Genomic DNA, 26,407 nt, shown 5'->3' on the forward strand with positions numbered 1-26,407 from the left:
CCTAATTATATTGAATCAAACATGATAGTCAATATCTATTTATAATAATTTTAAATTAATTATTATTACAAGAAGGTAAAGAAAAAGACGAAAGAATAGAATTCTTTCGCCTAAAGGAGGAGCTCTCTAAGAGCATCTTTGTTTTGAGTTAAGTCTTTTAATGTGTATTGGTCAAGAACGCGCAAGTAAGCAGTAAGTGCTTCATGAAGTACATGCTTTAATGAACAAATCGGGGAAATGATACAGCTGTTTTTCCTTGGATCAAAGCATTCAACCATGACTAAATCATCCTCTGTATAACGGACAACCTCTCCAATGTTAATGCTTTCTGGGCTTTTCCCAAGCCTAATTCCGCCATTTCTTCCACGGATCGTTTCAACATAGCCGCGTTTTCCAAGATGATAAATCACCTTTGTCAGATGATTTTTAGAGATGCCATAAACATCGGCGATCTGCTGAATATTTGACAGTTCATTGTTCTCTCTTGATGCTAAATAAATGAGTACTCTTAATGAGAAATCTGTATAATTCGTTAGTTTCATTTTGACGACCTCTAAACCTGATAGAGTTTTGTATGTATCATCGTAACACATTTTAGACAAAAACTGTTCGAGAAAGTGTTAAATGTGTCAACATTTAAAAACATGTATTATAAATATTGCTTTTATAAGCTATCATCCGTTACGATAAAGATGTATTTAAAATACATCTTTTGAAAGAAGGAATGACGATGTTATCTATAGATCAAATGAATGCTATTAAACAATCAGCCCCTCTATTAAAAGGCGAGGGAACCAACCTTGTGACTGTTTTTTATCAAAATATGATTCGTCAGCATCCAGAGCTACTCAATCAATTTAATCAAACAAACCTCATGAACGGAAGTCAGCCAGAGGCGCTTGCTGCGACACTATACCAAGCTGCACTGCACATCGATCGATTAGAAGAATTACTTCCTGCGGTCAAACAGATTGCCCATAAGCATGTCAGTGTGATGGTCAAAAAAGAGCAATATCCAATCGTCGGATATTACCTAATTGAAGCGATGAAAGAAGTGTTTGGTTTAACGGAAAAAGATGACACGCTTTTAGCTTGGAAGGCCGCATATGACATCATTGCAAATATTTTTATCACGATTGAAGCAGAAATGATGGAGGTGAATGTAAAGCAACCAGGTGGATGGGCAGATGTGAAGCCATTTGTGATAAAGAAAAAGGTACAGGAATCTCCAGCGCTGATCTCCTTTTACTTAGTACCAGAAGATGAATCAGAGCTGCCAATGTTTGAAGCAGGTCAATATATTACGGTTCAGGCAGATATGCCAGGTGAGGCTTATATGTGTAGCAGACAATACAGCTTATCAGATCACCATCATCCATCTTATTACCGCATCACAGTGAAGCGCGATGGTCATGTGTCTACATTTTTGCATGATGAAATGGAAGAAGGAGACGTTCTTCAAGTGAGTATGCCGCAGGGAATGTTCTGCTTGCAAGAAGCCACAAAAGAGCCTGTTTATTTCATTAGTGCTGGTTCTGGAGTCACGCCAATGATCGGTTTATTGAAAACAGCAGCGCAAAACAGCCATCCATTTACAATGATTCATGCAGATCGATTAGAGGATGTCACCGCTTTTGAAAATGAATTTGAAAGCGTTCTAGCATCAGCTCCGCATGGCCGCATCATCTTATGTAATGAACAATTTGCGAAGTCTGGTAAGGGTGAGCTTGTTGAAAAGGCAGCTTCCCGCATTGACCGTCCATTTCTTCAATCAGTGGTTGGAGAAGGGAAAGGCCAATTTTATCTATGCGGATCCCCGGTGTTTACACAGGAGATGATTTATATACTAAAAGAGCTGGGAATTCCAGAACAGAATATACATTTCGAGTCATTCGGCGGGCAATCCACAAAAGAAATGGAAGTCGTCTAAACGAATGGCGGAACATCATGTTTTTTTAGATACGCTCATATAGTAGGGATAAGTCCGATGAGGAGGGATGGTTTCCTTGAGCGTATCAGAAAAACGTCTTTTACAAAGAGCCATTGATGAAATTACAGAAATTGCAGAAGGATTTGGTCTAGATTTTTATCCGATGAGGTATGAAATCTGTCCCGCGGAAATAATTTATACGTTCGGTGCATACGGAATGCCAACACGATTCAGCCACTGGAGCTTCGGGAAACAATTTCATAAAATGAAGCTTCATTATGATTTAGGATTAAGCAAAATTTATGAGCTGGTCATCAATTCAAATCCTTGCTACGCCTTTCTACTTGATAACAACACGCTTGTTCAAAATAAATTAATTGTGGCTCATGTACTGGCACACTGTGATTTCTTCAAAAATAATTGCCGTTTCCAAAACACAAAACGAGACATGGTAGAAAGCATGTCAGCTGCGGCAGAGCGGATCAAAGAATATGAGCATCTTCATGGAACAAAAGAAGTTGAATCCTTTTTAGACGCCGTATTGGCTCTTCAGGAGCATATTGATCCGTCTCTTGTTCGTTCAAAACTAAGCTGGAATATCGGCGATGAAGAAGAATATGAAGATGACCAACCAAAGCGTCAGACGCCGTATGATGATTTGTGGGGAATGGATGAGCCGAAAATACGTGAGAAAAAGAAAATCGCCAAGCCATTTCCTCCAAAGCCGGAAAAAGATATTTTACTCTTTATTGAGGCGCACTCCCGGGAGTTAGAGCCGTGGCAGCGCGACGTCCTCACGATGCTGAGGGAGGAAATGCTCTATTTTTGGCCTCAGCTAGAAACAAAGATTATGAATGAAGGCTGGGCATCGTATTGGCATCAGCGGATAATGCGAGAGCTTGATTTGGATTCAAATGAATCGATTGAGTTTGCCAAATTAAATGCTGGCGTGGTGCAGCCGTCAAAAACAGGCATCAATCCTTACTATTTAGGTTTGAAGATTTTTGAAGATATCGAAGAGCGCTATGACAACCCATGTGAAGAATTAAAAAAAGCAGGGGTGACAGAAGGATCGGGCCGCAGCAAAATGTTTGAAGTAAGGGAGATTGAATCAGATATTTCCTTCATTCGAAATTACTTAACAAAAGACCTTGTGATGAGAGAAGATTTGTACTTGTTTCAAAAACAAGGGAGAGATTATAAAGTCATCGATAAAGAATGGAAGGCTGTTCGTGATCAGCTAGTCAGCATGAGGGTCAATGGCGGCTTTCCTTATTTGACCGTGATGGATGGCGACTATTTAAAAAACAATGAACTCTATATTAAACATTGGTATGAGGGCATTGAACTAGATCTGAAATACTTAGAAAAAGTACTCCCATATTTGCATCAGCTATGGGGAAGAAGTGTGCATATCGAATCCATTCTTGAAGGAAAAGAAGTCATGTTTTCGTATGATGGAAAAGGAGTTCATAGAAAATATCTCGCATAAAAAAACAAAAAAAGATGTCTCTTAGCAGACATCTTTTTTGTCAGTTTTATTGGTTTTTCAGCAGCTTGAAAATGTGTTTTGCTTGATCGGTGTTTTCCATCAGACCTTTTAGCTTTTGGCTTGTTGGGCCATACGCAAAGAATGGCACTTCATCGCCCGTATGACCTGATGTGGTCCAGCCTGTATGTGATCTCACGTTGATCACTTCTTCAATCGCATCATCAATTTTAACAGTATCCTTTGTTTCAGCGGCCTTTTGAATAGAGGCCATTTCTTCTGTTGTGAAATCAAGATCGATATATTGTTTCAGCGCTGATTCAACAGGCATGCCACTGACGATTTTGTTTGCGATAAAATCTGGGGTCTTTTTCGCTGCTTTTACCGGTTTGTAATCCCAGCTACCTGAGCCGTCTGCCCCAAAGGAAAGTCCGCCAGTTGAATGATCGGCAGTGGTGATGACTAACGTATTTTTATCCTTTTTTGCAAAACGAATCGCTTCTTCAAATGCTTTTTCAAAATCCTTCATTTCACTCATGGCACTCACAATATCATGATCATGTCCTGCCCAGTCAATTTGACTGCCTTCGACCATAAGGAAAAATCCATTTTTGTTTTTAGACAGCTGTTTAATGGCTGAGGATGTCATGTCTTGCAGGGAAGGGGTCTTTTTATCACGATCAATCGCTTTATCAAGACCGCCATCAGCAAAAATGCCTAACACCTTTTGGTTTTTGTTTTTTTGTAAGGCATCTTTATTGGTGACATAATCATATCCGGCTTGCTTAAATTCCTTCGTTAAATCACGATCCTTTCGGACAAAATCGACGAGACCTCCGCCAAGCATGACATCGACTGTATGCTGTTTACCGATTTTTTCATCGAAGAAATCATCAGCGATGGCTGCTGTGTTTTTTCTCGATACATCGTGAGCCGCATACGCAGCAGGGGTGGCATTTGTTAATTCAGAGGTCACGACAAGACCCGTCGATTTTCCTTTGCGTTTGGCTTCTTCTAAAACGGTTTTTAATTTTTTGCCGTTTTTGTTTACACCAATGGCATTGTTGTATGTCTTTTTACCAGTTGCCATAGCTGTACCAGCTGCGGCAGAATCAGTGATATTGCTTTTCGAGTCGTTAGGGTATGTTTTATGCATGCCAGTAAGGTAAGGGTCAAACGCTGTTTGCTTTGAAAGGTCTCCGTTGTGCTTAAATGAACGGTAAGTTGAAAGATACGGTGTTCCCATGCCATCCCCGATCAGCACGATCACATTTTGTACGTCATTTTTTGGCTTCTTTTTAGCCTCTGCCTTGTCAGCCTGTCCAAATTCAATTCCTGAAAAAATGCCAATCGATAGCACAGATGCTGCCGCCACTGCAGCGATTTTCGTTTTCGAGCTTTTCAACACACTCATTCATTTTGCCTCCTCAATGTTTATGTATCGCCCTTACGTTTACAATGGTAGAGCAGAATTGTAGATTCCCATTTACAGGATCGTAAAGTTCCCTTTAAAATTGTAAAGGTCCACTTTACATAGAATGAGCCAAAAAGAGAAATGAATGTATCATTTATCCATGACAAGATGCGTTTATTTTGTCATGATTGTGTAATGAAAATGAAATATAAAGAACCCTAAAAAAAAATAAATTTTGCCGAATTAATAAGCATAATGTCGTAGGAAGTCAAGACTATTTCTTCTGGTATTTGATCCTTATAATAGTAAGTAGATAAAAATTCGGATCTCGATAGATACATACAGGAGGAACAAATGAAAAAACAATTGATCACAGCTGCAAGTGCAGTTTTACTTGGGACGACATTATTTGCCGGAGCTGCCTCAGCACAATCAGTAAAAGTTCAAAAAGGTGACTCTCTTTCTGTTCTAGCGAAAAAATATAAGACAAGCGTGAGCAAGATTAAATCAGACAATAAGCTGAAATCTAACACGATTTATGTTGGACAAACGTTAAAAGTAAATGGTACTGCCGCAAAAAAAACAACGAAAACATCCAAAACAACAACAAAAGTAAAAGCGGCGTCAGCCACAGCCACTCATAAAGTTGTGAAAGGTGATACATTATCTAAAATCGGCAAAAAGTACGGCATGACTGTAAAAGAGCTGAAATCGTTAAATAAACTCAAAACAAACCTGATCAAAATTGGGCAAAAGCTAAAGGTCAAAAAATCGTCTAAAAAAGTGAAGACAACACCTGTTAAAGAAAAAACAGTTTCTGCTTCTTCTTTAAACACGTCTAAGCTTGTATCGGATGCTAAAGCGCACAATGGCACACCATATAGATGGGGTGGAACGACACCAAAGGGCTTTGATTGCAGCGGGTTTATGTGGTATATCATTAACAAACAAAAAAAGATTTCGAGACAAACAACTGAAGGTTTTTGGGGATCAATGAAAAGCGTATCTTCTCCAAAGGTTGGCGATTTTGTGTTCTTTACAACATATAAATCGGGTCCGTCTCACATGGGTGTCTACATTGGGAACAACAAGTTTATTCATGCTGCTTCCGATGGTGTGACGATCAGTGATATGAATTCAAGCTACTGGAAGCCGATTTACCTTGGAGCGAAAGCTTTTGTAAACTAATTTATTTTAAGAGACTGCTGATGAAGCAGTCTTTTTTATTTGCGCTGTAGACTTAAGAACATAAATCGATATTCAAAAAAGCCCGTGCGACTTGGCATTAGTCAAGTAACTCGGGCTTTTCATTTTGAGAACGGCTTAAAAGCCTAATTGAAGATCGACATCGATCGATACGATGGCATAGACACAAAGAATGACAAAGATATTCAGAACGACACCAAGGAACCCAGGGCCCGTACGGCCTTTTTTAATGAACAGTTCAATAATGCCAAATGGAACTGCGGCCATTGCAAAAGGAAGCATCTGAAAAGAATAAAATGTCACATTACTGATAATGGCGAGGTTCAGCATGAGCAGAGATAATATCGCTGTACCGACAGAAATCCAGCCAAATACATTATGCTCTTTAAAAATTCTTACCAATTCCATAATTCCACCTCGCTCACTTTTGCCGTTTTAATGCGTTTTGTCTTCACGAATTTCTCGATTTCTTTCGAAGGACCTGTGATCACAGAGCCATAAATCGTGACACCATTTTGATTGATATAGCGTATGCGGTTTGACAGATCCAGTTCAGATCTGCCAGAGATCGTTTTTGCCCAGGTTGGGTGCTGATTGACATAAGTAAGGGCATCTTTAAATTGATCTACCTCTGTTTTTGATGTGTGCTGAAGCTCTTTTAAGAATTCAGAGTCTTTCCCAGGAAAGCCAATTGGCCGCTGATTCTCGCTTAATGAATCCTCTGTTTTAATCGCATTCCAGAGCACTTTCATATCATATTTTTTAGCAAAGGAATAAACGTCCTTTGGTGTATACGCTTTGTCATAGGAAACATACACTTCACTGACTGTTCCTTCAGGAAGCTTGTCTAAAGTAGTGAGTGTTTGTTTTTTTGATGCATCTGCCTGAGTAGAAGGATGGGTAAAGAAATCCTCCGTATCGCGTGCGCTGTCACCATAATATGAGATGGTAGGCTGCTTTAATTTATCGAAAAACATCTCGATTTGCTCACTGCCAATGGCTTCTGTTTTATTGCCAATTTGTTTTTGCAGCTTCAATTCGGTGTTCATTCCAAAAAGCTTGACTTGGCCTTTTAAATCCTTCATATCAATCGCCACGTTTGGTTTCGTCAAAGCGACTGTTACAGCGGCTGTTTCCATGAAGTGATTCCCTTTGCTCTCTGCTCCGCCAACGCCGTAGTATAGATAACTTCCTAATGTACAAAGCGGTAAAATAATAAGTGTAGAGATGACAGCAAGTACAGAAATACGTAAATAAGACTTTCTTTTTCCGTATTGCAAGATGGCTTTTTGCTTTTCAGGACTGATGGAAAAATCGGTCCAATCCGAGTCGTTCAGTTCCTGACTTAAGCGTTTTTCGTTTTCTTCAAGCTCTTCTTCAAACGCTATCATTTCTTCCTCGTTCATCTCACCATTATTATATTGTTCCCATCGCTTGTTAAACTCTTCATTCATCATTAACACCTCTGTTGTAAAGTGCTTTTAGGCGCTGCCTTGCACGAAATAAAACACTTTTAAAATTTGCTTCAGTAATATTCATGACCTTGGATGCTTCCTTGTAATTCAGTTCTTTTAAATAATACAATGTCAACGCTTCCTTGTAGTTATCTGGAAGCTGTTCCAAATACATGTTGAGGACTTCTTTTATTTCAACCTGTTCAGCAGGGCTTTGTACAGACGTTTGTAAAAGGCCGCCAATAAGATCATCCGATATGGTCACTTCTTTTTTATGTTTCCTGACATAATCAATAAAAGCATTTCGTGCCACCTGAAATAACCAAGGTTTCACTTTGCTATGGTCGTAGGAATGAATATGTATATAAGCACGCATAAAGGTTTCCTGCAATAAGTCTTCTGCCAAATGTTTGTCTTTTGTCATGGAGAGCAGAAACCTGTAAACATCGTTCATATACATTTGATAAATTTCATCGATCGTCACTGATTTTTCTCCCCTCTATGTTATACACGCATAAGAAAGGCATAAAGTTGCACGAAACTTCTCAATACCGTACAATACTCATTTCTTTCGCCGAATCAAAATCATTTCTCCTTATCATAGCGAAATTTGCGTCATTTATAAAGCATTTTCAATAGAACAAATCAGGAAAAAACCTTAAAAAAAGACAAAATTGGACACAATTCCTCTTCTATTCTCTCCTAAAACCATAGACCTGAATACAGAAAGAACGATGATTTAGAAAGAAAAATGATGTGATGGTTTGGCTGTTTCATGAAAATTTTAGTACCAGGTAATAAAAAATTTGTTATAATAGAAACAAATCCTTCATTCTTCAAACAAAGGAAGTGCACTATGTATAAATTTTCAGGCTATACCATTAAAGTAGTATTTACTCTCCGAGGCGGAATCAAAGTATATCAAAAAGAGAATCTGCCAACGGATCGGGGATTTGTCATTGCATGTACACATGAGGGTTTTGTGGATGTTCTTGCATTAGGCGCAGGAATTCTTCCGTTTGAGATCCACTACATGGCGAAAAAAGAATTGTTTGCAAACAAATGGATCGGTGGATTTTTAAAGAAGATTCATGCCTTTCCAGTTGATCGAGAGAATCCTGGGCCAAGCAGTATTAAAACGCCCATTAAATTATTAAAAGAGGGAAAGATCGTCGGGATTTTTCCAAGCGGAACACGTACAACAGAGGATGTACCTTTAAAAAGAGGTGCGGTTACTATTGCACAGCTCGGTAAAGCACCAATCGTTCCAGCAGCGTACAAAGGACCGTCCAATGCGAAAAGTCTTTTCAAAAAGGGGAAAATGCGCTTAATTATTGGTGAACCGATTGAGCAGTCAGAATTTGAGCATCTGCCGCCAAAAGAACGATTAGGTGCCATGACGGAAGTATTAAACACGAGAATTAAAGAACTTGAAGCTCAATTAATGGAAAAGGCATAAGAAAAACGACCGCTTGCTTTGGCAAGGGTCGTTTTTTTCTTAAGAAGCGCCTTCTTCAGCGGCTTCTGCTAATTGTTCATTTAACTTTTTGACCTCGATATATACCACATGGTGTCCATCGACTTCATTAATGATAAATTCATAGCCTTGCTCACGAATGGTGTCATTTTTCTCAACTTCATATTTCTGAGTAAGGAACCAGCCGCCGATCGTATCGACTTCTTCGTTATCAAGCTGCGTACCTAAGAGCAGGTTGACTTGGTCCACTAGAACCTTTCCATCAAAGATGTAATGGTCTTCTCCAAGTTTACGCACTTCGTTGATTTCATCCATATCGAATTCATCACGAATTTCACCGACGATTTCTTCAAGGATGTCTTCTACAGTCACAAGACCAGCTGTACCGCCGTATTCATCTGATAAAATCGCCATGTGTACACGTTCACGCTGCATTTTGAGCAATAAATCATGTACAGGAACGGTTTCAATCACATGAATAATTGGATTGACAAACTTTTCGATCGTATCACTTGTAGAACACTCACCGCTAATGCAGGCAGTAAGAACCTCTTTAATGTTCAGAACACCAATCATATTATCTTTATCGCCATCTTCAATTGGATAACGTGTATATTTCTCTACCTTGGTCACCTTCAGCATTTCCTCAATGGTAATATCATGAGGGAAGCTGACAACTTCGGTACGAGGAATCATAATTTCTTTCGCCAGACGGTCATCAAATTCAAAAATTTTATTTACATATTTGAATTCAGACTGGTTAATTTCGCCGCTTTTATAGCTCTCTGATAAAATAATCCGCAATTCTTCTTCAGAGTGCGCCATGTCATGCTCAGAAACTTGCTGAAGACCGAACGCTTTTGTTAACAAACGAGCAGATCCATTTAATACCCAGATAAACGGGAACATCACTTTGTAAAAAATCATGAGCGGTCTAGCAAAAAGAAGAGATACTTGCTCCGCCTTTTGAATGGCGAGTGTTTTTGGTGCAAGTTCTCCAACCACAACGTGTAAAAACGTCATAATACTAAACGCAATAATAAAAGTGACAATAGAACTAGCTGATTGAGGAATGGACAGCTCTACAAATAGTGGAGCAAGCATGTGCGCAATTGTTTCTTCCCCTAACCAACCAATACCAAGGGCGGTAATGGTAATACCGAGCTGACAGGCCGACAGATACTCATCAAGGTGAGTCGTGACATGCTTGACAGCAACTGCTGTTTTATTACCTTCTGCGATTAACTGATCAATTCTTGAGCTTCTTAAGCGAATGATCGCAAACTCTGATGCAACGAAAAATGCGGTTAAAGCTATAAGCAAAGCAACTATAAGTAAATTAACTATGTCCAATTAAGGCCTTCGTTCTGACTTTGAGAACGAAGGTAACACCTCCTGTTTAGTAAAAATTTTAACTTAACAGCAGTAAAAATGATTGGACAGCCGTCATCTTCTCAGGTGTAAGCTGCTCTTTTAATTTTTCACGTTGTTCTGGTTGAAGCTGCTTACAACGTACCAAAATGCGGTCCATATGCTCGTTCATCCGATCGATATCAGATGTTAAATGGACAAGTTCATCAGGATCTTCCTTTTGAGAAGGGAATTGTTCATCTAATCTGGATTTGATGTCAGAAAGAGCCAATCTCTGCTGTTTGCAAAGAACGATTAATTGTAATCGTTTTAAAGCATGTTCATCGTAATAACGATAATTTGAGCAAGATCTAACAGGCGCAAGCAACCCTAGATTTGTATAATAATCTACAGTACGTTTCGTCACCTGTGCAATCTGTGCTAGTTCACCAATACGATACTTTTTCTCAGCCCCATCTGAACATCTCCTCCTAACCGTCACGTTATAGTTTATGAAAATAGTTTAATATAATTCTAGCCTGAAATACAAGTTAATTGTTCATATTTCCTGCCGATATGAAGAGGAGAAAGGGATTTCTCAGTCTAAATTGTCCTGTCAAATTTAACATAGTGATACAGGAATTTTCAGATTATTTATGGTAAGATAAAATGAAGACCGTTTCATATATATGTAGAGAAGCGGATTTATACGTGAACCGGAGGTGGTTAAGTGGGGCCCTCAATATAGTCTTATTTAATCAGTTAACCGTTTTGCAAAACATAACATCATCAATCAGGAGGTGACTCCTTGTTCTTCTAAGAAAGAGCAAGGTTAAATGGACGATATTGTTAATCTGAGTATAGTCGGTGTTTTGATTGCTTTAACAGCTTTCTTTGTTGCATCTGAATTTGCCATAGTAAAGGCAAGAAGCTCAAGAATTGATCAGCTTGTTGCCGAAGGGTCTAAAAAGGCCATCGTGGCGAAAAAGGTGACATCAAGGCTGGATGAATATTTGTCAGCCTGTCAGCTCGGTATTACAGTGACATCCCTTGGTTTAGGGTGGATTGGTAAGCCAGCTGTAAAAGAACTTTTGGTTCGAGGTTTCGGTTTGACAAACATTCCTGATTCAGCAATCAGCCTGATCTCAGCAACACTTGCGTTCTCTATTATTACCTTTTTGCATGTAGTCGTCGGTGAGCTTGCACCAAAAACACTGGCGATTCAAAAGGCGGAAAAAATGACGCTCTGGCTGTCAGGCCCGCTGCATGCATTTTATATCCTAATGTTCCCTTTCATTTATGTGTTAAACGGGTCAGCCCGTGTTCTAACCAAAATGATGGGCATCGATATGGGGTCTGAAAAAGAACAATCCCATTCTGAAGAGGAATTAAAGATTTTATTATCTGAGAGCTTAAAAAATGGGGAAATCAACCCATCAGAATATAATTATATGAACAAAATTTTCGACTTTGATAATCGAATTGCCAGAGAAATCATGGTCCCGCGGAGAGAAATTTGTGCCATTCCAGAAGATATGCCGCTGGATGAAATCCTCTCCATCATGACGCAGGAGAAGTATACACGCTTTCCTGTGTTTTCAGGAGATAAAGACCATGTCATCGGCATGCTGAACAAAAAGCAGCTCTTTGCAGATCTTGTGTATCAAGGAGAAAAAGATCAACTGAAGATTCAAGATTATATATATCCAGTGATTGAAGTCATTGACACGATTCCTATTCAAGAGCTTCTTGTCAAGATGCAGCGCGATCGAATGCATATGGCGATTTTAACCGACGAATATGGCGGAACGTCTGGACTTGTCACAACAGAAGATATTTTAGAAGAGATTGTTGGCGATATTCGAGATGAATTCGATGAAGATGAGCAGCCGGTTATTCAAAAAAGAGCCGATCATCATTATGTTTTAGATGGCAAAGTCAGATTAGATGAAGTTCAAGATTTGATCGAAATGTCATATCATGATGAAGAAATTGATACAATAGGCGGGTTAATCTTAAATGAGAACATTGATATTCGAGAAGGACAATCCATTTATCTTGATGATATTCGGATGAAGGTCTTGGAGATGGATGGACGCTATGTGAAAAAGATCGACCTAAAGAAAGGCGTCACATCATCAGAAAAAGGAAATACACGCACAGGGCTTGATATAAAAGAGCCGCTGTTAGTAAATGAAATGACCTTGAGCGAAAAATAAGCTCAAGGTTTTTTTAGGTATTTAGTCTCTTTTTACGAATGCTCGTTCGGGTTATAATGAGAACAAACGTTCGATAGAGGGGGATGGATATGCTTTGGTATGAAACAGCCAGTATCACGGAGAAAAAAACCTCAATGAAACGAATTGAGTTTCATTTGAAGAATTTTAAAAATTACCAGGCAGCGATTTTAAATATCGAAAGACAGCTTGAAAAAAGAAGTACGCATCATTTGGATCACATGACACGGAAGAAGTTAGAAGAGCAAAAAAATCAGTATGAACTCATCGTTGCTTGTATTGAAACAGCACTAAAAGAGTTGGATGAGATAGAGAAGCAGCTCATCGATTACAAATACTTTCGAGATTGGCGGATGGCCAAGTGTGCGATGGAAATCGGCTACAGTGAAAAAACCCTCTTTTTAATGAAGCGCCAGCTTATGGATCAATTGCTCATTAGCTTAGCTGCGATCACCAATATTTAAAAAAGGTGTTGTCCTATTTGATAGAACGCAGTAAAGAGACAGAAAGACCCGATGATTGTCGTCAATAAGTAGACAGCAAGTTTTCCGATTTGCCGCTGCTGTAGCATGGTCGCAGACTCTACACTAAACGTAGAGAATGTTGTAAAGCCACCGAAAAAACCTGTTCCAATGATCACAAGCAGCGGATGATTAGCAGTCACGGCACCTGTCAGTATACCTAAACCGGCAGCACCTAATAAGTTGATGAGAATAATACTGTACGGGAAACGAGCATGAGACTTAGTTTTATGTATCGATTGGCTAATGAAAAAACGAAGGGCGCTGCCAATCCCGCCGGCAATAGCTGTATATAAAACGATCATTTATCTGCCTCCTCTCTGCTGCTTATTTTGATGAAAGAGTCGTTGAGCTAGCATTAGTCCACATAAGGCAGCCGCTACTCCTGCAATGACTGAGAGCAGGATGTAGATCACACTTGAAGTGAATTGCCCGGTCTGTAATAAAAGAATCGTTTCTTTAGAAAAAGTGGACATTGTCGTAAAACCTCCGCAAAATCCTGTTCCGATCAAAGCGGTAAGATATTTTTTTCTCTTTTGGAACATAAAATATCCTGTTGAAAAACCAAGAAGCAGACTGCCTGTCACGTTTTCGATTAGCGTTGCATAGGGGAATGTTTGGCTGACAATCGATTGGCTTAGTTCATATCTGCAAAGTGTCCCAATCAGTCCACCAATAAATACGGCAAGATACGCTTTCATTTACATCATTTCTCCTTTAGAAAAAATAGCGGGTGATCCGTCACCACACCATCAACGGGATATTTTTTAATCCGATCGGCTGTTTTTTGATCTTTCACAGTCCATATAAACACATCCATCCCGAATGTGTGGATGCGGTCTATCCACCATCTATTGATCATCGTTTTTTTCATATTAAGACAATTTGCAAACGAGCTGTATGCCGTTAACTTTCTTTTCGTCAGTTTAAATGCATTAGGCTTTATAATCAAAGCTGTTCGAAGAGAAGGGGCGAAAGCTTTGATTCTTTGCAGTGCATGATCGTCAAAAGATTGAATCATGATATGACGAGAATAGGCAAACCGATTGACGATGCGGGCAACTGCCTTTTCAATTCCTATCTGCCGTTTTGGGTGTTTGATCTCGATCAATATCCCGATCCGCTGGCTGTATCTTTCAAGAATTTCGTGTAATGTTGGAATTCGTTCATTTGTGTACTGTTGGTCAAACCAGCTTCCTGCGTCCAGTTTTTTCAACTGATCGAGTGTATAGCTTTTGACTAAGCCGTTCCCGTTCGTCGTTCGGTCAACTGTATCATCATGGATTACAACGACGTGCTGGTCCAATGTGAGCTGTACATCTAATTCAATATAATCTGCACCCTGCTGAACAGCTAAATCAAATGCAGCAATTGTATTTTCTGGGGCAGCGCTTGATGACCCTCTATGCGCAATAATATACACATGCTCCAGCTCCCTGACTTAAGTTCTGGTCTTATCATATCAAATGCTTTACCGTTTTTCCTTCTTTACTATATGGACGAAAGAAGAGCTGTATGTAATGGTGAATCGGATTGCTAAGAAAGTATGAGAATACAAATGTAAAAAGTTGCAGGAATATCCCAAGCCATGATTGAGTAAATCTGAAGTACATCAATTTTTTCTTCGATCAATTTTGTCCAAATCGTCAGCGTTCGCCAAAATATTAGTGCTTTCGTCATGTTGACTGAAAATTCTGATGTTTTATAATGATGAAAAGGAGGCGAGATGATTGGGTAAAGGGAGAATTAGAGTGGAAGAACGTATTAAGGTCGAAACGGATGCTGAAATGTTTAAAGCGACTCTCCTTGATCAGGCTCAGAAGAAAAAGTAGTTTGCTGCCCGTCGATATGTCTCTAGCCAAAATTTCATAATTGAACATCATGCCTCGGGACTGATCCCGAGGCTTTTTATTTAGAGGTCAGACATTTATGAGAGGACATAAACGAAGGTTATATTATAAACTAGAGAGGATTGTTTTAAAGGAGAGAGACAAACATGATTACACAAAAATGGATGGATACATATTTTACAGTAGATGTTGCGATCCAAATCGGTATTAGCCTTTGTATTTTATTGCTTTTTTTATTGCTTCGGAAAGTATTTACGAAGTACTTATTTCATCTTCTCTTTAGGCTGACCAATCGGTCTAAAACGGAGGTCATTAACCAAATCGTTGTGGCATTCGAAAAGCCAGCCAGACTGTTTTTTGTTGCACTTGGGTTATATTTTGCGTTAAGACAGGCACCATACTTTGAGCATCATATGGATGTCATCGTCAAATTATATAGATCCTCCATTATATTGATGCTGACATGGGGGCTTTGTAATCTAACAGCAGCTTCTTCTTTCTTATTTCAAAAAGTAAATTCGAAATTTGAATTAGAAATGGATGATATTTTAGCGCCCTTTTTATCAAAGGTGCTTCGTTTCATTATTATTGCACTAAGTATTAGTGTCATTGCACAGGAATTTAATTATGATGTAAATGGACTTGTGGCAGGTCTTGGTCTAGGGGGTCTAGCCTTTGCGCTTGCTGCACAGGATACGGTGGCGAACTTTTTTGGAGGGGTCGTCATCATTACAGAGAAGCCTTTTACAATGGGCGACTTTGTGGAGACGCCAAGTGTTCTTGGGACTGTCGAGGACATTACATTTCGAAGTACAAAATTTAGAACACCTGCTGAAGCTGTCGTGACAGTTCCGAATTCTACGCTTTCAAAGGAACCAATCACGAACTGGACGAGAATGAATAAACGCCAAATTACGTTTTCCGTACGCGTATCCTACAATACACCAAAGGAAAATCTGGACCATTGTATCAAACGTCTCAAACAAATGCTTTATGAGCATGATGGGGTGCACAAGGAGACAATCATGGTGAATCTCGATGTACTGGCAGACAGTTATTTGAATTTATTTTTTAACTTTTACACAAACACGACGGCCTGGGCTGAAAACCTGAATATCAAACAGGACATTAACTACCGTATTATGGATATCTTCCATGAAGAAGGTGTAGAATTTGCCTTCCCTGGACAGACCATTTACATGAAACAAAAAGGTGAAAAACAGCTGAGTGAATAAAGGAGGAAGGATGCGTGGATCAAACAAAGGTGGCAGTGCTAAGAGAGAAATTAACGCAGGCTTCACATATAATGGTGCTTTCAGGTGCGGGGATGAGCACGGAATCAGGTATTCCCGATTTTAGATCAACGGGCGGCTTATGGACTGAAGACACCGCTCGCATGGAAGCGATGAGCCGCTCCTACTTTTTATCAAACCCTTATCAATTCTGGCCGAAATTCAAGGAATTGTTTCAGATGAAAATGAGCGGGGAGTACGAGCCGAATAGCGGGCATACCTTCTTAGCAAGCCTTGAGAAACAAGGAAAACTTGTAGAGATTTTTACCCAAAATATTGATGGCCTGCATAAAAAAGCAGGAAGCCAGCATGTATATGAACTTCACGGCTCCATTCAAACAGCTACTTGTCCATCATGCCAAGCGACATATGAATTGCCTTATTTATTACAAGAAGAAGTGCCTGTATGTCTAAAGGTTTCCTCAGACGGACGGACATGTGGGCAAGTGCTGAAAACAGATGTTGTCCTTTTTGGAGACAGGGTTAAACATTTTGATCAAGTAGAGAAATCACTTCAGCAAGCGGACCTTCTGCTCGTCATGGGAACCTCCCTAGAAGTAGCGCCAGCAAGGTATATTCCTGAAGATGCGGCTCAAAATCCTTCCATCTTCAAGGTGATGATGAATTTGAGTGAAACAGAATACGATCCACTGTTTGATCTTGTCTTTCATGAGCGAATTGGTGATCTCGTGAAAGCTTTATAAATCATCAAAAAACCCGCATCCAATAGGTGCGGGTTTTTCTTTATTGCTGCAGCGGCTCCATTGTTTCATCTAGGACTTCAAATGTATAGCCCTTTGCTTTTAGCTGTGTGAGCAAACTGTTTAAGTATTTTGCTGTCGCTGGCTGATCGTGCATTAAGATGATCTTTGGTTCCTTTGGATGTTTTGTCTCTAGCACTTGCAGCTGATTCAATACTTCTGGTACATATTTTGAGCTTTTATATTTCCAGTCAAGACTGTCAATTGTCCAATCCCAGTAGATAAAGCCTTTTTGTTTTAAACGTGCTTTTTGCTGATCGGTTAAATTTGGGGCGCTGCCATAAGGTGTTCTCACAAGGTGTGTATACTCTCCTGTGACAGAAGCCAAAATGCGCTGATCTTCCTTCATCTCATTGACGGGAGAATCACTTTTTTGATAAAAGCGTTTCACATCGTGTGTGATCCCATGAAGCCCTAACTGATGACCTTCTTGATGAAGTCTTTTCACAGCTGCCGGATGTTCTTTGATCTGTGGTCCAAGCATGAAGAATGTGGCCTTTACTTGATGTGCCTTAAGCACATCTAAAAGCTGGTTTGATGTCGCTGACGGACCATCATCAAAGGTTAAAAAGATCGTTTGATCCGTTACGTGTTTGTTTGGGTTGATCTTAAAATGTGCATCTAATGTTTTCGTAGAATCATCTTTTGCTTTCAGACTTGTGCTTGTGTCTCGGAATTGACTGCTCGCAGACATTTTAGCCGGCTGGTCTGCTGCCTGCATGTTGGTTTTAGATATATCCCAAATAAAAAAGAGGATCAGTGACAGAATCACTAAACCAATCGCCTTTGAGAGCAGCATCGTGTTTGAAGGTGTCTGTTTTTTCGTAACCCGTTGCATTACAATCGCTCCAATAAATCAAAAATTTTTGTCGAATCATGTAGTAGATTCTGTCTTTTTTCACTGTTTTTTGTCGTGTTTATATGGAGTAAGTATACAGGAAAAAAGAGCCTATGAATATAGAAGATGCTAAAAAATTGGAATCTTTTTGGTTATGAGTCTATCTTTGTTACAATAGAAAGTTGACCATTTATCATGATGTAAAATAATTCTGAATAATCATTGAAACATACCCATTTATCCGCTAAGATAGCATCAGATTCAACCATTAATGCGAAGCGAAGGGGAGATTCCGTATGAAAGTATTGTATAATGACGATTTCATTGAAAAAAAGGATGCTCATGTGGATATTGAAGACAGAGGCTATCAATTTGGTGACGGTGTCTATGAGGTCATCCGTGTATACAATGGGAATTTGTTTACATTAAAAGAGCATACAGAGCGTTTGTTCAAGAGTGCAAAAGAAATCGGCATTCATCTTCAAGGTGCAGTATCAGATATGGAAGAAAAGTTAAAACAGCTCGTCGCCCATAACCAATTAACAGATGGCGGTGTGTATATTCAAGTCACACGGGGCGTCGCACCTCGTAAACATCAATATGGCAATTCTCTCACTCCTCAAATCACAGCATATACGTTCCAGGTGAAAAAGCCTGTTCATGAGCAGACAGCTGGTGCAAAGGCTATATTATCTGAGGACCTTCGCTGGTTAAGATGTGATATTAAAAGCTTAAATCTTTTATATAACGTCATGGAAAAACAGAAAGCATCTGAAGCTGGTGCGTTTGAAGCCATTCTGATTAGAGACGGTTTTGTGACAGAGGGTACTTCCTCGAATGTATATGCCGTCATTGATGGCGTGATTCGCACACATCCCGCAAACAATTTTATTCTAAACGGTATTACCCGTAGAAAGCTTCTTGAAGTATGTGAAGAAGAGGGATGCAGTGTTGGAGAAACGCGTATAAGTAAAGAAGAGCTGCTGCGCGCGCAGGAAATTTTCATCAGCTCGACGACGGCTGAAGTCATTCCGATTGTTGAAATTGATGGTCAGCCAGTAGGTGAAGGCGTTCCAGGAGAGTTAACAAAGCGTGTACAGGAAGGCTTCCAGCAAAAAATTAAACAGGAAAGTGAAGCATCGATTTCTTCATAAATAAAAAGAGGCTGTAAACGAATGTTTACAGCCTTTTGTGATTCTTTTATTTTACAATAAGCACAGGTATATCTGATTTTGATGATAACTTTTCACTTACACTGCCAAAGAGCATTTTTTTCAATCTGCTTTGGTCACGTGCTCCCATGACGATGAGGTCTGCTGATATGTCTTCAGCATATTCGATAATCGCTTCCGCTGGTTCCCCCTCAACAATTTCAATCGCAGCTTCAAACTGCTCCTCATTTAAAAGCATTCTTGCTTCTGCAACGACCTCTTCTGTATGATCTTCAAAAATCAAGGGACTTTGCTGTTCATCATGAGGTACATACACAGGGGGTGTTTGAAGGTCTGCCATGCCGCCGCCGATATAAGCTCCGCCAGTCATTGGGCGCGGTGCATCAAACACCTGTCTGCTTGATTTGCCATCATGTGCATAGGCAACGGTCAGCTTGGCATTCAAGGTTTTGGCTAAAGCGATTGCCTTTTTTAATGCTTTCTTACTGTCTTCATGTCCATCAAACGCAACGACCATCCGATCAGCTTGAAACAATGTCCTCATTCCTTTCAAAAGGAGTCTTTACACTCATGGTATACCCGTTATCTGAAAAAGATACACATGAAGGTGGTGAACTTTTTGTTAGAAAATTTCATTTATTGAAAAATATTTATTGACAAAATGGTGACAGCCACTATAAGATAAAAAAAGATTCAAGAGCCAAAAGGAGGAAATGTCATGTGCAACATTGGAAGAATGAAATCAAACTGCATGAATGGGTTGATTCACGTGACAATTACACCTTCATTGGTCATTGAAAAGGGACTCGTATGTTCCAATTGATCGGATGAATCAAGGCGTATGTTGCGTATTTGTCAACATGCGCCTTTTTACATGACGAAAAGAGGCGTACCAGATTGCTGGTTGCCTCTTTTTTTGTTGTATTCATTTCGCATTTCGAAATAAAGGGATGGAGATCAACAAGTAAATGAAGAGGAGTGAAAGCATGTGAACATGCCAAAAACAAGACAAATGACAAAAACCAAAAAAATAATTCAAGGTGACAGCCAAGAAAATCTAGAAAGCGGCTAGCTTTAAAAGGAGAGACAAACATGTTTTCAGTATTTACAAAATTAGGCTGGTTCTTCAAACAAGAGTGGAGGCGTTATACGATCGCCATTACGCTCCTGCTCATTGTGAATGTGCTTGAAATGCTGCCACCAAGATACCTTGGGCAGGCAGTGGATGACATTCGTTCTGGTCAATTTACAACATCTAGTATGATGTTTTATGTAGCCATTTTTTGCTTGCTAGGTGTCGTCGTCTATACACTGACATATTTTTGGATGTATCAGTTATTTGGCGGCGCAAATGTCATGGAGCGTGTAATGCGCGGGAAACTCATGCGCCACTTACTCAAGATGACACCCACCTTTTATGAAAAGAAAAAAACTGGTAACTTAATGGCATTAGGTACAAACGATTTGAATGCTGTAGCTTTAACGACAGGCTTTGGCGTTCTGACATTGGTGGATTCCACTGCTTATATGCTGATGATCTTTTTTACGATGGGTCTGACGATTAGCTGGAAATTAACTTTAATGGCGATTATCCCTATGCCGCTGATGGCGCTTTTGATTGCGTATTATGGCAGCAAAATTCATGATCGCTTTACAGTTGCTCAAGATGCATTTGGTGATATGAATGATCGCGTCCTTGAATCGGTCGCAGGTGTCCGGGTCATCCGGTCTTTTGTACAGGAGAAGCAAGATGTCGAACGCTTTCGCCAAATGACAGATGATGTATTTCAAAAAAATATGAGAGTGGCGGTCATTGATTCATTGTTTGAGCCGACAGTGAAATTACTTGTCGGTGTCAGCTACTTAATAGGAATTGGCTACGGAGCCTATCTTGTATTCCAAAGTGATTTAACCATTGGTGAGCTTGTCGCTTTTAACGTCTATCTTGGGATGATGATCTGGCCAATGTTTGCGATCGGCGAGTTGATTAATATTATGCAAAGAGGAAATGCGTCGTTAGACCGGTTGAATCATACACTCAGCTACAAGCCGGATGTCACAGACGCTTCTCAGCCAAAAACGTTACAAGAGCCTGGCGATATTCAGTTTGATCGCGTGACATTTAGGTATCCAACTTCCCCTAAAGATAATTTAATTGATGTGTCCTTTACGATTCGAAAGGGGCAAACGATCGGAATTACAGGCAAAACAGGAAGCGGTAAAACGACTATCGTAAAACAGCTTCTGCGCCAGTACCCAACAGGTGATGGTCAAATCCTGCTATCAGGAGTCCCAATCCAAGAGATCGAATTGGATCAGCTATTTCAATGGATCGGATACGTACCGCAGGATCATATTCTTTTTTCTAAAAGTGTAGAAGAGAATATGCGTTTTGGTCATCGAGACGCAAAACAAAATGAATTAGCACAAGCGATCAAAGATGCTTATTTTGAAAAAGATTTACGTCTTTTGCCTGAGGGTCTCGAAACCATGGTCGGAGAAAAAGGTGTGGCGCTGTCAGGTGGACAAAAGCAGCGAATTTCCATTGCACGCGCTTTATTAATAGATCCCGACATTTTAATACTGGATGACTCGCTTTCTGCGGTAGATGCAAAAACAGAAACCGCTATTTTAGAAAATTTAAGGCAAAATCGTCATGGAAAAACGACGTTTATTACGACTCATCGTCTATCAGCTGTTGAGCATGCAGATCTCATACTTGTCATGGAAGAAGGACGCATCGTCCAAAAGGGAACTCACGAAGAGCTTATTCAGCAAGATGGATGGTACAAAGAACAATTTCTGCGTCAGCAGCTGACAAACCAGCTGGAAGGAGGGGATGAGGCATGACAACAGGAAGAAGACTCCTTGCCTACGCACTCCTTTATAAGAAAGTACTGTCTGTTGCCTTGATCTTTCTCATCATTGCAGTAGGTGCTGAACTGACAGGACCATTTATTGGGAAGAAAATGATTGATGATCATATTTTAGGCGTAGAAAAGCCTTATGTCGAGGTCAATGAAAAAACAGACAAAACCGTTTATTACCAGGGAAATAACTATATACGAAGCGATCGATTAGACAGTGATATGGAATCCGGAAAACAAATCAATGTGGTGCAGGTCGGATTCGGTTACTATTTTGTGAATGAGCCGATTCGTTTTGATGGAAACCGAAAGATATCGGGAGATCAGCTTACCATTGAAAATGGAAACGAGCGCGAGACCTATCAAGTACAGCGTTTATCGAAAGAGGAAATTTTCTCTTTTTATGAGCCGGAAATCAGTGGTTTGGTGCAGCTTGTTCTATTTTATCTAGGGCTTCTCGTTATTGCGATTTTCTTTCAATATACGCAGCATTATCTGTTACAGCGAATAGCCAACCGAATTATTCAAAAAATGAGGGTTGATGTATTTGAGCATATTCAAACACTGCCTATCCGGTATTTTGATAATTTACCTGCTGGAAAGGTCGTAGCGAGGATTACCAATGACACAGAAACCATTCGTGATTTATATGTGACAGTCCTCGCCAATTTTGTGACGAGCGCGATTTACATGATTGGGATTTATATTGCCATGTTTTTATTAAATGTGAAGCTGGCACTCATTTGTTTGGTGGCGGTACCGATTATTTTCCTATGGTCAATGACCTACAGAAAGTTTGCATCGGTGTATAACCACCGCATTCGTTCGATCATTAGTGACATCAATGCCAAGCTAAATGAAGCCATTCAAGGGATGACCATTATTCAAGCGTTTCGTCATGAAAAAGTGACGAAAGAGGAATTTGATGAGCTGAACAACAATCACTTTCGATATCAGCGAAAGATGCTCCATTTAAATTCACTTCTTTCGCATAACTTAGTTAACCTGCTTCGGAATTTAGCCTATGTGGCACTCATTTGGTATTTTGGTGGTGCGTCCTTAAGTGCGACGGGGATTGTGTCGATTGGTGTGCTCTATGCGTTTGTCGATTATTTAAATCGATTATTTCAGCCGATTACAGGCATTGTGAACCAATTCTCGAGATTGGAATTAGCACGGGTTTCCTCGGAAAGGGTTTTCCGATTATTGGATGAGCCAGGAACAACAGTGGAAGAACCCGTTCAGAAGGAAATGGAAGGACACGTTCAGTTCCAAGATGTCACCTTTGCTTATAATGAAGGGAAAAATGTATTAAAGAACATTACGTTCGAGGCCAAAAAAGGCCAGACGGTTGCACTTGTGGGGCATACTGGTTCTGGGAAAAGCTCGATCATGAACTTACTGCTGCGTTTTTATGACATTCAGCAAGGAGACATTCTCATTGATGGAGAAAGCATTTATCGCCAGTCCCGGCAAACGTTGCGGAAACAAATGGGCATTGTTCTTCAAGACCCGTATTTATTTTCCGGAACGATTGCATCCAATGTCAGCTTAGGAAATGAAGACATTAAAAGAGAAACGATTGAAGCATCATTAAAACAAGTAGGCGCAGTAGAGTTATTGAAGCATCTGCCAGAAGGATTTGATGAACCAGTCGTTGAAAAGGGAAGTACTCTTTCCTCAGGGGAACGTCAGCTCATTTCATTTGCTCGTGCACTAGCATACAATCCAGCGATCTTAATTTTAGATGAAGCCACCGCAAACATTGATACAGAAACAGAAGCGATCATTCAGCGAGCGCTTGATGTCGTCAAAGAAGGACGAACAACTTTTGTCATTGCTCACCGATTATCCACCATTAAGAAAGCCGATATGATTTTGGTTTTAGAAAAAGGGGAAATTGTCGAGCGGGGCAGTCATGATCAACTCATGCAGCAAGAAGGGCTATATGCGCAAATGTACGAACTGCAAAAAGGTGCTGTGGCAAACAGCTGATGAATCACAAAAAGAGCCTATTCATTATGAATGAGGCTCTTTTTATTTGCATAAAAAAGTCGAGAAATCGTTTTAGACCTCGATCTTTACTCGTTATGCGACATTAGTAAGCAATGCCGACGCGTTGATGTACAAATTCCTTCGAATTTAACTGCTGATATAAAAAGTGTGCGGTATCTTCAACTGAAATTTTCTTTCCATCTATAGGGAGAAAATCTTTCTCATAGCGATATGACCGTGTCACTTCTCCGTCTGGTAAATAGGTTGGACAAATAATGGTCCAATCTAAATCAGTCGATTGAAGGAGTTCAAACGCTTTGGCATGCTCCTTAGCTGCTCGGGAAGTGGTCCTCCTTGATTCATTTGTTTCAAAACGGTAAAGTTCCGGCTGCTGCCTTGCCTTTAAAATACCTGCTGTACCTATTGTAATAATTCTTGATGTATTTGATTGCTTCATGGCTTGTACGATATGTTCCATTGAAACAGATAATGTATCATCACCATCTGTCGATAGACAGCTCACAACAATATCTGCTCCTTTGATCGTCTCAAGCACATCTTCTCGATTTCTTGAATTGCCGGTGACTTGAAACATACCCGCAAGCATTTCTTCTCGGTTTGTCCGAATCAATGAACGAACTATGTAACGATCATCTACTTGAACGAAACGAAGAAATGCTTGTCCTACACGTCCATGAGCACCGAAAAGAGCTATTTTCATCTGTTCGATCCCTCCACTACATACTATAAGTGAAAAGAACCCAAAATGGTACAACTTTTATGTGATGCTTTTTTTATAAAGATGAAAGGACCGAATACTATGAGCATATTCACATAATAGAGAGATACCTACGAATTGTAGAAGTTCAAAGTTCATACCGGAAATAATGTCCATGAAGATCCGCTCCTTTCTACTCCATGATATGAGCTGGAAAGGAGATTGGTGAGGGGGAATAACAAAAAAAGAAGACACCTTAAGAGGTGCCTTCTATGATCCAGATATGAAATTAAGCTTTTGTTCCACCCATGTGTTGTTGAGCGTAAGACACAAGACGTTTTGTGATTTCTCCACCAACTGAACCGTTAGCACGAGCTGTAGTTTCTGCTCCAAGGTTAACGCCAAATTCAGAAGCGATTTCGTATTTCATTTGATCGATTGCTTGCTCTGCTCCAGGAACTAGTAATTGATTTGAACTATTAGAATTAGCCATGATGTGAATCTCCTTTTTGTATATGATTTTTTATGGTTGGGTTTGCTGGAATCGCACCAGCGAAATGATCAAGTCATTTGCCACTTGGCGAAACCCAATGCAGTAACTTCTTTGTACTAAGTATTATGGTGATTTTCGAAAAAAACATACGAGAAAAGTACATGGTAAATGTTGTTCAACATGCAAAAAAGCCATCACTCAATCATGAGTGATGGCACTGCATATATCTCTTTATTCAGCGGAACGAATGCGGAGCTCCGTATCCGAATCAAAGAAGTGGGCTTTGTTCATATCGATGGCAAGAGGTATAGATTGTCCGGCCTGAACATCGGTACGAGAATCAACACGTGCAATAAAAGACTGACCATTGAGAGAAGAGTAAAGCATCGTTTCTGCTCCCATTAATTCAGCAACTTCTACGTTGGCATCGATCTTGGTGCCCTCAGATGCTTCAATAAACACGGGTTCATCATGAAAATCTTCTGGTCTGATCCCGAGGATGATATCTTTTCCGATATAACCTTGGCTGCGTAATACCTTCATCTTTCCTTCTGGTACACGTATATGCGTTTTTCCAACTGCAATGGCACCGTCAGAGAGCTTTCCTGTAAAAAAATTCATCGCAGGAGAGCCAATGAATCCACCTACAAATACATTCTCTGGATTTTCATATACATCCTTCGGCGCTCCAACCTGCTGAATAAAGCCATCTTTCATTACAACAAGACGAGTAGCCATTGTCATAGCTTCAGTCTGGTCATGTGTGACATAGATAAATGTCGTTTGCAGACGCTGATGAAGCTTAGATATTTCAGCACGCATTTGAACGCGGAGTTTTGCATCTAAATTAGAAAGCGGCTCATCCAAAAGAAAGACCTTTGCATCACGCACAATTGCTCTCCCAAGTGCAACACGCTGTCTTTGACCTCCAGACAGTGCTTTTGGTTTCCTGTCTAAATATTGCTCAAGGCCTAATATTTTAGCGGCATTTCGAACCCGCTCATCAATTTCTGCTTTCGGGAACTTCCGTAGCTTTAATCCAAAAGCCATATTATCGTATACATTCATGTGAGGGTATAATGCATAGTTTTGGAAAACCATTGCGATATCCCGGTCTTTTGGTGCTACATCATTCATCCGTTTTCCGTCTAAAAGAAAATCCCCTTGTGAAATCTCTTCAAGTCCTGCAATCATGCGAAGGGTTGTTGATTTTCCGCACCCAGATGGACCAACAAACACAACAAATTCTTTATCTTCTATATGTAGATTAAAGTTGTCTACTGCTGTTACCTTGTTATCATACACTTTATAAATTTGATTGAGCATCATTTCAGCCATAGATG

Annotated in this window: 27 protein-coding genes; 12 read left to right on the forward strand and 15 right to left on the reverse strand. The window is 39.9% G+C overall.

All coding sequences use genetic code 11. The annotated features are described in order from the left end of the window. Positions 1-110: 110 nt before the first annotated feature. On the reverse strand, positions 111-542 hold the full coding sequence (locus MHB79_RS04815; RefSeq protein WP_050945422.1) for an Rrf2 family transcriptional regulator: 432 nt from the start codon (positions 540-542) through the stop codon (positions 111-113). Positions 543-730: 188 nt separating this feature from the next. Here MHB79_RS04815 and MHB79_RS04820 point away from each other — a divergent pair, with 188 nt between their 5' ends. Both MHB79_RS04820 and MHB79_RS04825 read left to right on the forward strand, forming a co-directional pair. Then, positions 731-1,930, forward strand: coding sequence for a globin domain-containing protein (locus MHB79_RS04820; RefSeq protein WP_106029903.1), 1,200 nt, complete (start codon positions 731-733; stop codon positions 1,928-1,930). 67 nt (positions 1,931-1,997) lie between these two features. Continuing rightward, positions 1,998-3,422, forward strand: coding sequence for a SpoVR family protein (locus tag MHB79_RS04825; RefSeq protein WP_373466169.1), 1,425 nt, complete (start codon positions 1,998-2,000; stop codon positions 3,420-3,422). Between the two features lie 46 nt (positions 3,423-3,468). Here the strand turns inward: MHB79_RS04825 and MHB79_RS04830 are convergent, their stop codons facing one another. Next, positions 3,469-4,833 (reverse strand): alkaline phosphatase, encoded by a 1,365-nt coding sequence (locus tag MHB79_RS04830; RefSeq protein ID WP_137054848.1) that lies wholly within the window; start codon positions 4,831-4,833, stop codon positions 3,469-3,471. A 354-nt stretch (positions 4,834-5,187) separates the two neighbouring features. Between MHB79_RS04830 and MHB79_RS04835 the strand changes: the two genes are divergently transcribed. Beyond that, positions 5,188-6,021, forward strand: a complete 834-nt coding sequence (locus tag MHB79_RS04835) for a C40 family peptidase (RefSeq protein ID WP_340989176.1) — start codon at positions 5,188-5,190, stop codon at positions 6,019-6,021. Positions 6,022-6,156: 135 nt separating this feature from the next. Here the strand turns inward: MHB79_RS04835 and MHB79_RS04840 are convergent, their stop codons facing one another. From MHB79_RS04840 to MHB79_RS04850, 3 genes are read right to left on the reverse strand one after another with little or no spacing between them, the layout of a single operon-like run. Then, positions 6,157-6,447, reverse strand: coding sequence for a hypothetical protein (locus MHB79_RS04840; protein ID WP_003212420.1), 291 nt, complete (start codon positions 6,445-6,447; stop codon positions 6,157-6,159). Then, positions 6,435-7,493 carry an anti-sigma factor gene (locus tag MHB79_RS04845; RefSeq protein WP_310427223.1) on the reverse strand — a complete coding sequence of 353 codons (1,059 nt, stop codon included), beginning with the start codon at positions 7,491-7,493 and terminating at the stop codon, positions 6,435-6,437. Before MHB79_RS04845 ends, MHB79_RS04840 begins: the two co-directional genes overlap by 13 nt. Further along, positions 7,486-7,977 carry a sigma-70 family RNA polymerase sigma factor gene (locus MHB79_RS04850; protein ID WP_003211938.1) on the reverse strand — a complete coding sequence of 164 codons (492 nt, stop codon included), beginning with the start codon at positions 7,975-7,977 and terminating at the stop codon, positions 7,486-7,488. The genes MHB79_RS04845 and MHB79_RS04850 overlap by 8 nt, the downstream gene beginning before the upstream one ends. A gap of 372 nt (positions 7,978-8,349) precedes the next feature. Between MHB79_RS04850 and MHB79_RS04855 the strand changes: the two genes are divergently transcribed. Continuing rightward, positions 8,350-8,952, forward strand: a complete 603-nt coding sequence (locus MHB79_RS04855) for a lysophospholipid acyltransferase family protein (protein WP_003212102.1) — start codon at positions 8,350-8,352, stop codon at positions 8,950-8,952. A 39-nt stretch (positions 8,953-8,991) separates the two neighbouring features. Here MHB79_RS04855 and MHB79_RS04860 read toward each other — a convergent pair whose 3' ends face one another. Then, entirely contained in the window at positions 8,992-10,323 is a 1,332-nt protein-coding gene (locus MHB79_RS04860; protein WP_034620023.1) for a hemolysin family protein, read from the reverse strand. 58 nt (positions 10,324-10,381) lie between these two features. Next, entirely contained in the window at positions 10,382-10,822 is a 441-nt protein-coding gene (locus MHB79_RS04865) for a MerR family transcriptional regulator (RefSeq protein WP_034620022.1), read from the reverse strand. Positions 10,823-11,156: 334 nt separating this feature from the next. Here MHB79_RS04865 and MHB79_RS04870 point away from each other — a divergent pair, with 334 nt between their 5' ends. Both MHB79_RS04870 and MHB79_RS04875 read left to right on the forward strand, forming a co-directional pair. Continuing rightward, entirely contained in the window at positions 11,157-12,539 is a 1,383-nt protein-coding gene (locus MHB79_RS04870) for a hemolysin family protein (RefSeq protein ID WP_003210868.1), read from the forward strand. A gap of 89 nt (positions 12,540-12,628) precedes the next feature. Then, the gene (locus MHB79_RS04875; RefSeq protein ID WP_050945415.1) at positions 12,629-13,021 is read left to right on the forward strand and encodes a hypothetical protein; all 393 of its coding nucleotides are present in this window, start codon (positions 12,629-12,631) and stop codon (positions 13,019-13,021) included. On the opposite strand, the gene crcB (MHB79_RS04880) is transcribed toward MHB79_RS04875, so the two are convergent. From crcB (MHB79_RS04880) to MHB79_RS04890, 3 genes are read right to left on the reverse strand one after another with little or no spacing between them, the layout of a single operon-like run. Beyond that, the gene (gene crcB, locus MHB79_RS04880; protein ID WP_106032302.1) at positions 13,018-13,383 is read right to left on the reverse strand and encodes a fluoride efflux transporter CrcB; all 366 of its coding nucleotides are present in this window, start codon (positions 13,381-13,383) and stop codon (positions 13,018-13,020) included. The genes MHB79_RS04875 and crcB (MHB79_RS04880) overlap by 4 nt on opposite strands. Then, positions 13,384-13,779 (reverse strand): fluoride efflux transporter CrcB, encoded by a 396-nt coding sequence (crcB, locus tag MHB79_RS04885; protein ID WP_340989180.1) that lies wholly within the window; start codon positions 13,777-13,779, stop codon positions 13,384-13,386. Positions 13,780-13,784: 5 nt separating this feature from the next. Beyond that, complete coding sequence (locus MHB79_RS04890) at positions 13,785-14,501, reverse strand: glycerophosphodiester phosphodiesterase (protein ID WP_050945413.1); 717 nt, start codon at positions 14,499-14,501, stop codon at positions 13,785-13,787. 307 nt (positions 14,502-14,808) lie between these two features. On the opposite strand from MHB79_RS04890, the gene MHB79_RS04895 reads away from it, so the two are divergent. From MHB79_RS04895 to MHB79_RS04905, 3 genes are all read left to right on the forward strand, one after another. Further along, positions 14,809-14,910: a YhdX family protein gene (locus MHB79_RS04895; protein WP_008359843.1), complete on the forward strand. Its 102-nt coding sequence runs from the start codon at positions 14,809-14,811 to the stop codon at positions 14,908-14,910. A gap of 164 nt (positions 14,911-15,074) precedes the next feature. Then, a complete protein-coding gene (locus MHB79_RS04900; protein WP_050945412.1) occupies positions 15,075-16,163 on the forward strand; it encodes a mechanosensitive ion channel family protein in 1,089 nt (362 codons plus the stop codon). 29 nt (positions 16,164-16,192) lie between these two features. Further along, positions 16,193-16,924 carry an NAD-dependent protein deacylase gene (locus MHB79_RS04905; protein ID WP_371475034.1) on the forward strand — a complete coding sequence of 244 codons (732 nt, stop codon included), beginning with the start codon at positions 16,193-16,195 and terminating at the stop codon, positions 16,922-16,924. A gap of 40 nt (positions 16,925-16,964) precedes the next feature. Here the strand turns inward: MHB79_RS04905 and MHB79_RS04910 are convergent, their stop codons facing one another. Further along, a complete protein-coding gene (locus MHB79_RS04910) occupies positions 16,965-17,819 on the reverse strand; it encodes a polysaccharide deacetylase family protein (RefSeq protein ID WP_003211425.1) in 855 nt (284 codons plus the stop codon). A 296-nt stretch (positions 17,820-18,115) separates the two neighbouring features. On the opposite strand from MHB79_RS04910, the gene dat reads away from it, so the two are divergent. Continuing rightward, positions 18,116-18,973: a D-amino-acid transaminase gene (gene dat / locus MHB79_RS04915; protein ID WP_050945410.1), complete on the forward strand. Its 858-nt coding sequence runs from the start codon at positions 18,116-18,118 to the stop codon at positions 18,971-18,973. 46 nt (positions 18,974-19,019) lie between these two features. Here dat and MHB79_RS04920 read toward each other — a convergent pair whose 3' ends face one another. Further along, positions 19,020-19,526, reverse strand: a complete 507-nt coding sequence (locus tag MHB79_RS04920) for a universal stress protein (protein ID WP_003210990.1) — start codon at positions 19,524-19,526, stop codon at positions 19,020-19,022. A 557-nt stretch (positions 19,527-20,083) separates the two neighbouring features. On the opposite strand from MHB79_RS04920, the gene MHB79_RS04925 reads away from it, so the two are divergent. Together MHB79_RS04925 and MHB79_RS04930 are read left to right on the forward strand one after the other, a co-directional pair. Further along, positions 20,084-21,841: an ABC transporter ATP-binding protein gene (locus tag MHB79_RS04925; protein WP_050945409.1), complete on the forward strand. Its 1,758-nt coding sequence runs from the start codon at positions 20,084-20,086 to the stop codon at positions 21,839-21,841. Next, positions 21,838-23,853, forward strand: a complete 2,016-nt coding sequence (locus tag MHB79_RS04930) for an ABC transporter ATP-binding protein (protein ID WP_212046115.1) — start codon at positions 21,838-21,840, stop codon at positions 23,851-23,853. Before MHB79_RS04925 ends, MHB79_RS04930 begins: the two co-directional genes overlap by 4 nt. Positions 23,854-23,956: 103 nt before the next feature. Here MHB79_RS04930 and MHB79_RS04935 read toward each other — a convergent pair whose 3' ends face one another. The 3 genes from MHB79_RS04935 to MHB79_RS04945 all read right to left on the reverse strand — a co-directional run bounded on the left by MHB79_RS04935 (position 23,957) and on the right by MHB79_RS04945 (position 26,402). Beyond that, positions 23,957-24,574, reverse strand: coding sequence for an NAD(P)-dependent oxidoreductase (locus tag MHB79_RS04935; protein ID WP_003212493.1), 618 nt, complete (start codon positions 24,572-24,574; stop codon positions 23,957-23,959). 286 nt (positions 24,575-24,860) lie between these two features. Further along, on the reverse strand, positions 24,861-25,064 hold the full coding sequence (locus MHB79_RS04940; protein WP_003210761.1) for an alpha/beta-type small acid-soluble spore protein: 204 nt from the start codon (positions 25,062-25,064) through the stop codon (positions 24,861-24,863). Positions 25,065-25,295: 231 nt separating this feature from the next. Next, complete coding sequence (locus MHB79_RS04945; protein WP_137054843.1) at positions 25,296-26,402, reverse strand: ABC transporter ATP-binding protein; 1,107 nt, start codon at positions 26,400-26,402, stop codon at positions 25,296-25,298. Between the last annotated feature and the right edge of the window lie 5 nt (positions 26,403-26,407).

Origin of the sequence: Bacillus sp. FSL M7-0558, from assembly GCF_038003245.1 — a bacterium.
Lineage (GTDB): Bacteria > Bacillota > Bacilli > Bacillales > Bacillaceae > Bacillus > Bacillus pumilus.

What these genes read in the sequence shown, in the direction of transcription:
- MHB79_RS04825 (WP_373466169.1), top strand. Translation starts at nt 1,998, where the DNA reads ATGGTTTCCTTGAGCGTATCAGAAAAACGTCTTTTACAAAGAGCCATT.
- MHB79_RS04925 (WP_050945409.1), top strand. Translation starts at nt 20,084, where the DNA reads ATGTTTTCAGTATTTACAAAATTAGGCTGGTTCTTCAAACAAGAGTGG.
- crcB (WP_106032302.1), bottom strand. Translation starts at nt 13,383, where the DNA reads ATGATCGTTTTATATACAGCTATTGCCGGCGGGATTGGCAGCGCCCTT.
- MHB79_RS04935 (WP_003212493.1), bottom strand. Translation starts at nt 24,574, where the DNA reads ATGAAAATAGCTCTTTTCGGTGCTCATGGACGTGTAGGACAAGCATTT.
- MHB79_RS04910 (WP_003211425.1), bottom strand. Translation starts at nt 17,819, where the DNA reads ATGCAACGGGTTACGAAAAAACAGACACCTTCAAACACGATGCTGCTC.
- MHB79_RS04875 (WP_050945415.1), top strand. Translation starts at nt 12,629, where the DNA reads ATGCTTTGGTATGAAACAGCCAGTATCACGGAGAAAAAAACCTCAATG.
- MHB79_RS04845 (WP_310427223.1), bottom strand. Translation starts at nt 7,493, where the DNA reads ATGAATGAAGAGTTTAACAAGCGATGGGAACAATATAATAATGGTGAG.
- MHB79_RS04870 (WP_003210868.1), top strand. Translation starts at nt 11,157, where the DNA reads ATGGACGATATTGTTAATCTGAGTATAGTCGGTGTTTTGATTGCTTTA.
- MHB79_RS04945 (WP_137054843.1), bottom strand. Translation starts at nt 26,402, where the DNA reads ATGGCTGAAATGATGCTCAATCAAATTTATAAAGTGTATGATAACAAG.
- MHB79_RS04835 (WP_340989176.1), top strand. Translation starts at nt 5,188, where the DNA reads ATGAAAAAACAATTGATCACAGCTGCAAGTGCAGTTTTACTTGGGACG.
- MHB79_RS04840 (WP_003212420.1), bottom strand. Translation starts at nt 6,447, where the DNA reads ATGGAATTGGTAAGAATTTTTAAAGAGCATAATGTATTTGGCTGGATT.
- MHB79_RS04940 (WP_003210761.1), bottom strand. Translation starts at nt 25,064, where the DNA reads ATGGCTAATTCTAATAGTTCAAATCAATTACTAGTTCCTGGAGCAGAG.
- MHB79_RS04815 (WP_050945422.1), bottom strand. Translation starts at nt 542, where the DNA reads ATGAAACTAACGAATTATACAGATTTCTCATTAAGAGTACTCATTTAT.
- MHB79_RS04820 (WP_106029903.1), top strand. Translation starts at nt 731, where the DNA reads ATGTTATCTATAGATCAAATGAATGCTATTAAACAATCAGCCCCTCTA.
- MHB79_RS04930 (WP_212046115.1), top strand. Translation starts at nt 21,838, where the DNA reads ATGACAACAGGAAGAAGACTCCTTGCCTACGCACTCCTTTATAAGAAA.
- MHB79_RS04830 (WP_137054848.1), bottom strand. Translation starts at nt 4,833, where the DNA reads ATGAGTGTGTTGAAAAGCTCGAAAACGAAAATCGCTGCAGTGGCGGCA.
- dat (WP_050945410.1), top strand. Translation starts at nt 18,116, where the DNA reads ATGAAAGTATTGTATAATGACGATTTCATTGAAAAAAAGGATGCTCAT.
- crcB (WP_340989180.1), bottom strand. Translation starts at nt 13,779, where the DNA reads ATGAAAGCGTATCTTGCCGTATTTATTGGTGGACTGATTGGGACACTT.
- MHB79_RS04855 (WP_003212102.1), top strand. Translation starts at nt 8,350, where the DNA reads ATGTATAAATTTTCAGGCTATACCATTAAAGTAGTATTTACTCTCCGA.
- MHB79_RS04900 (WP_050945412.1), top strand. Translation starts at nt 15,075, where the DNA reads ATGATTACACAAAAATGGATGGATACATATTTTACAGTAGATGTTGCG.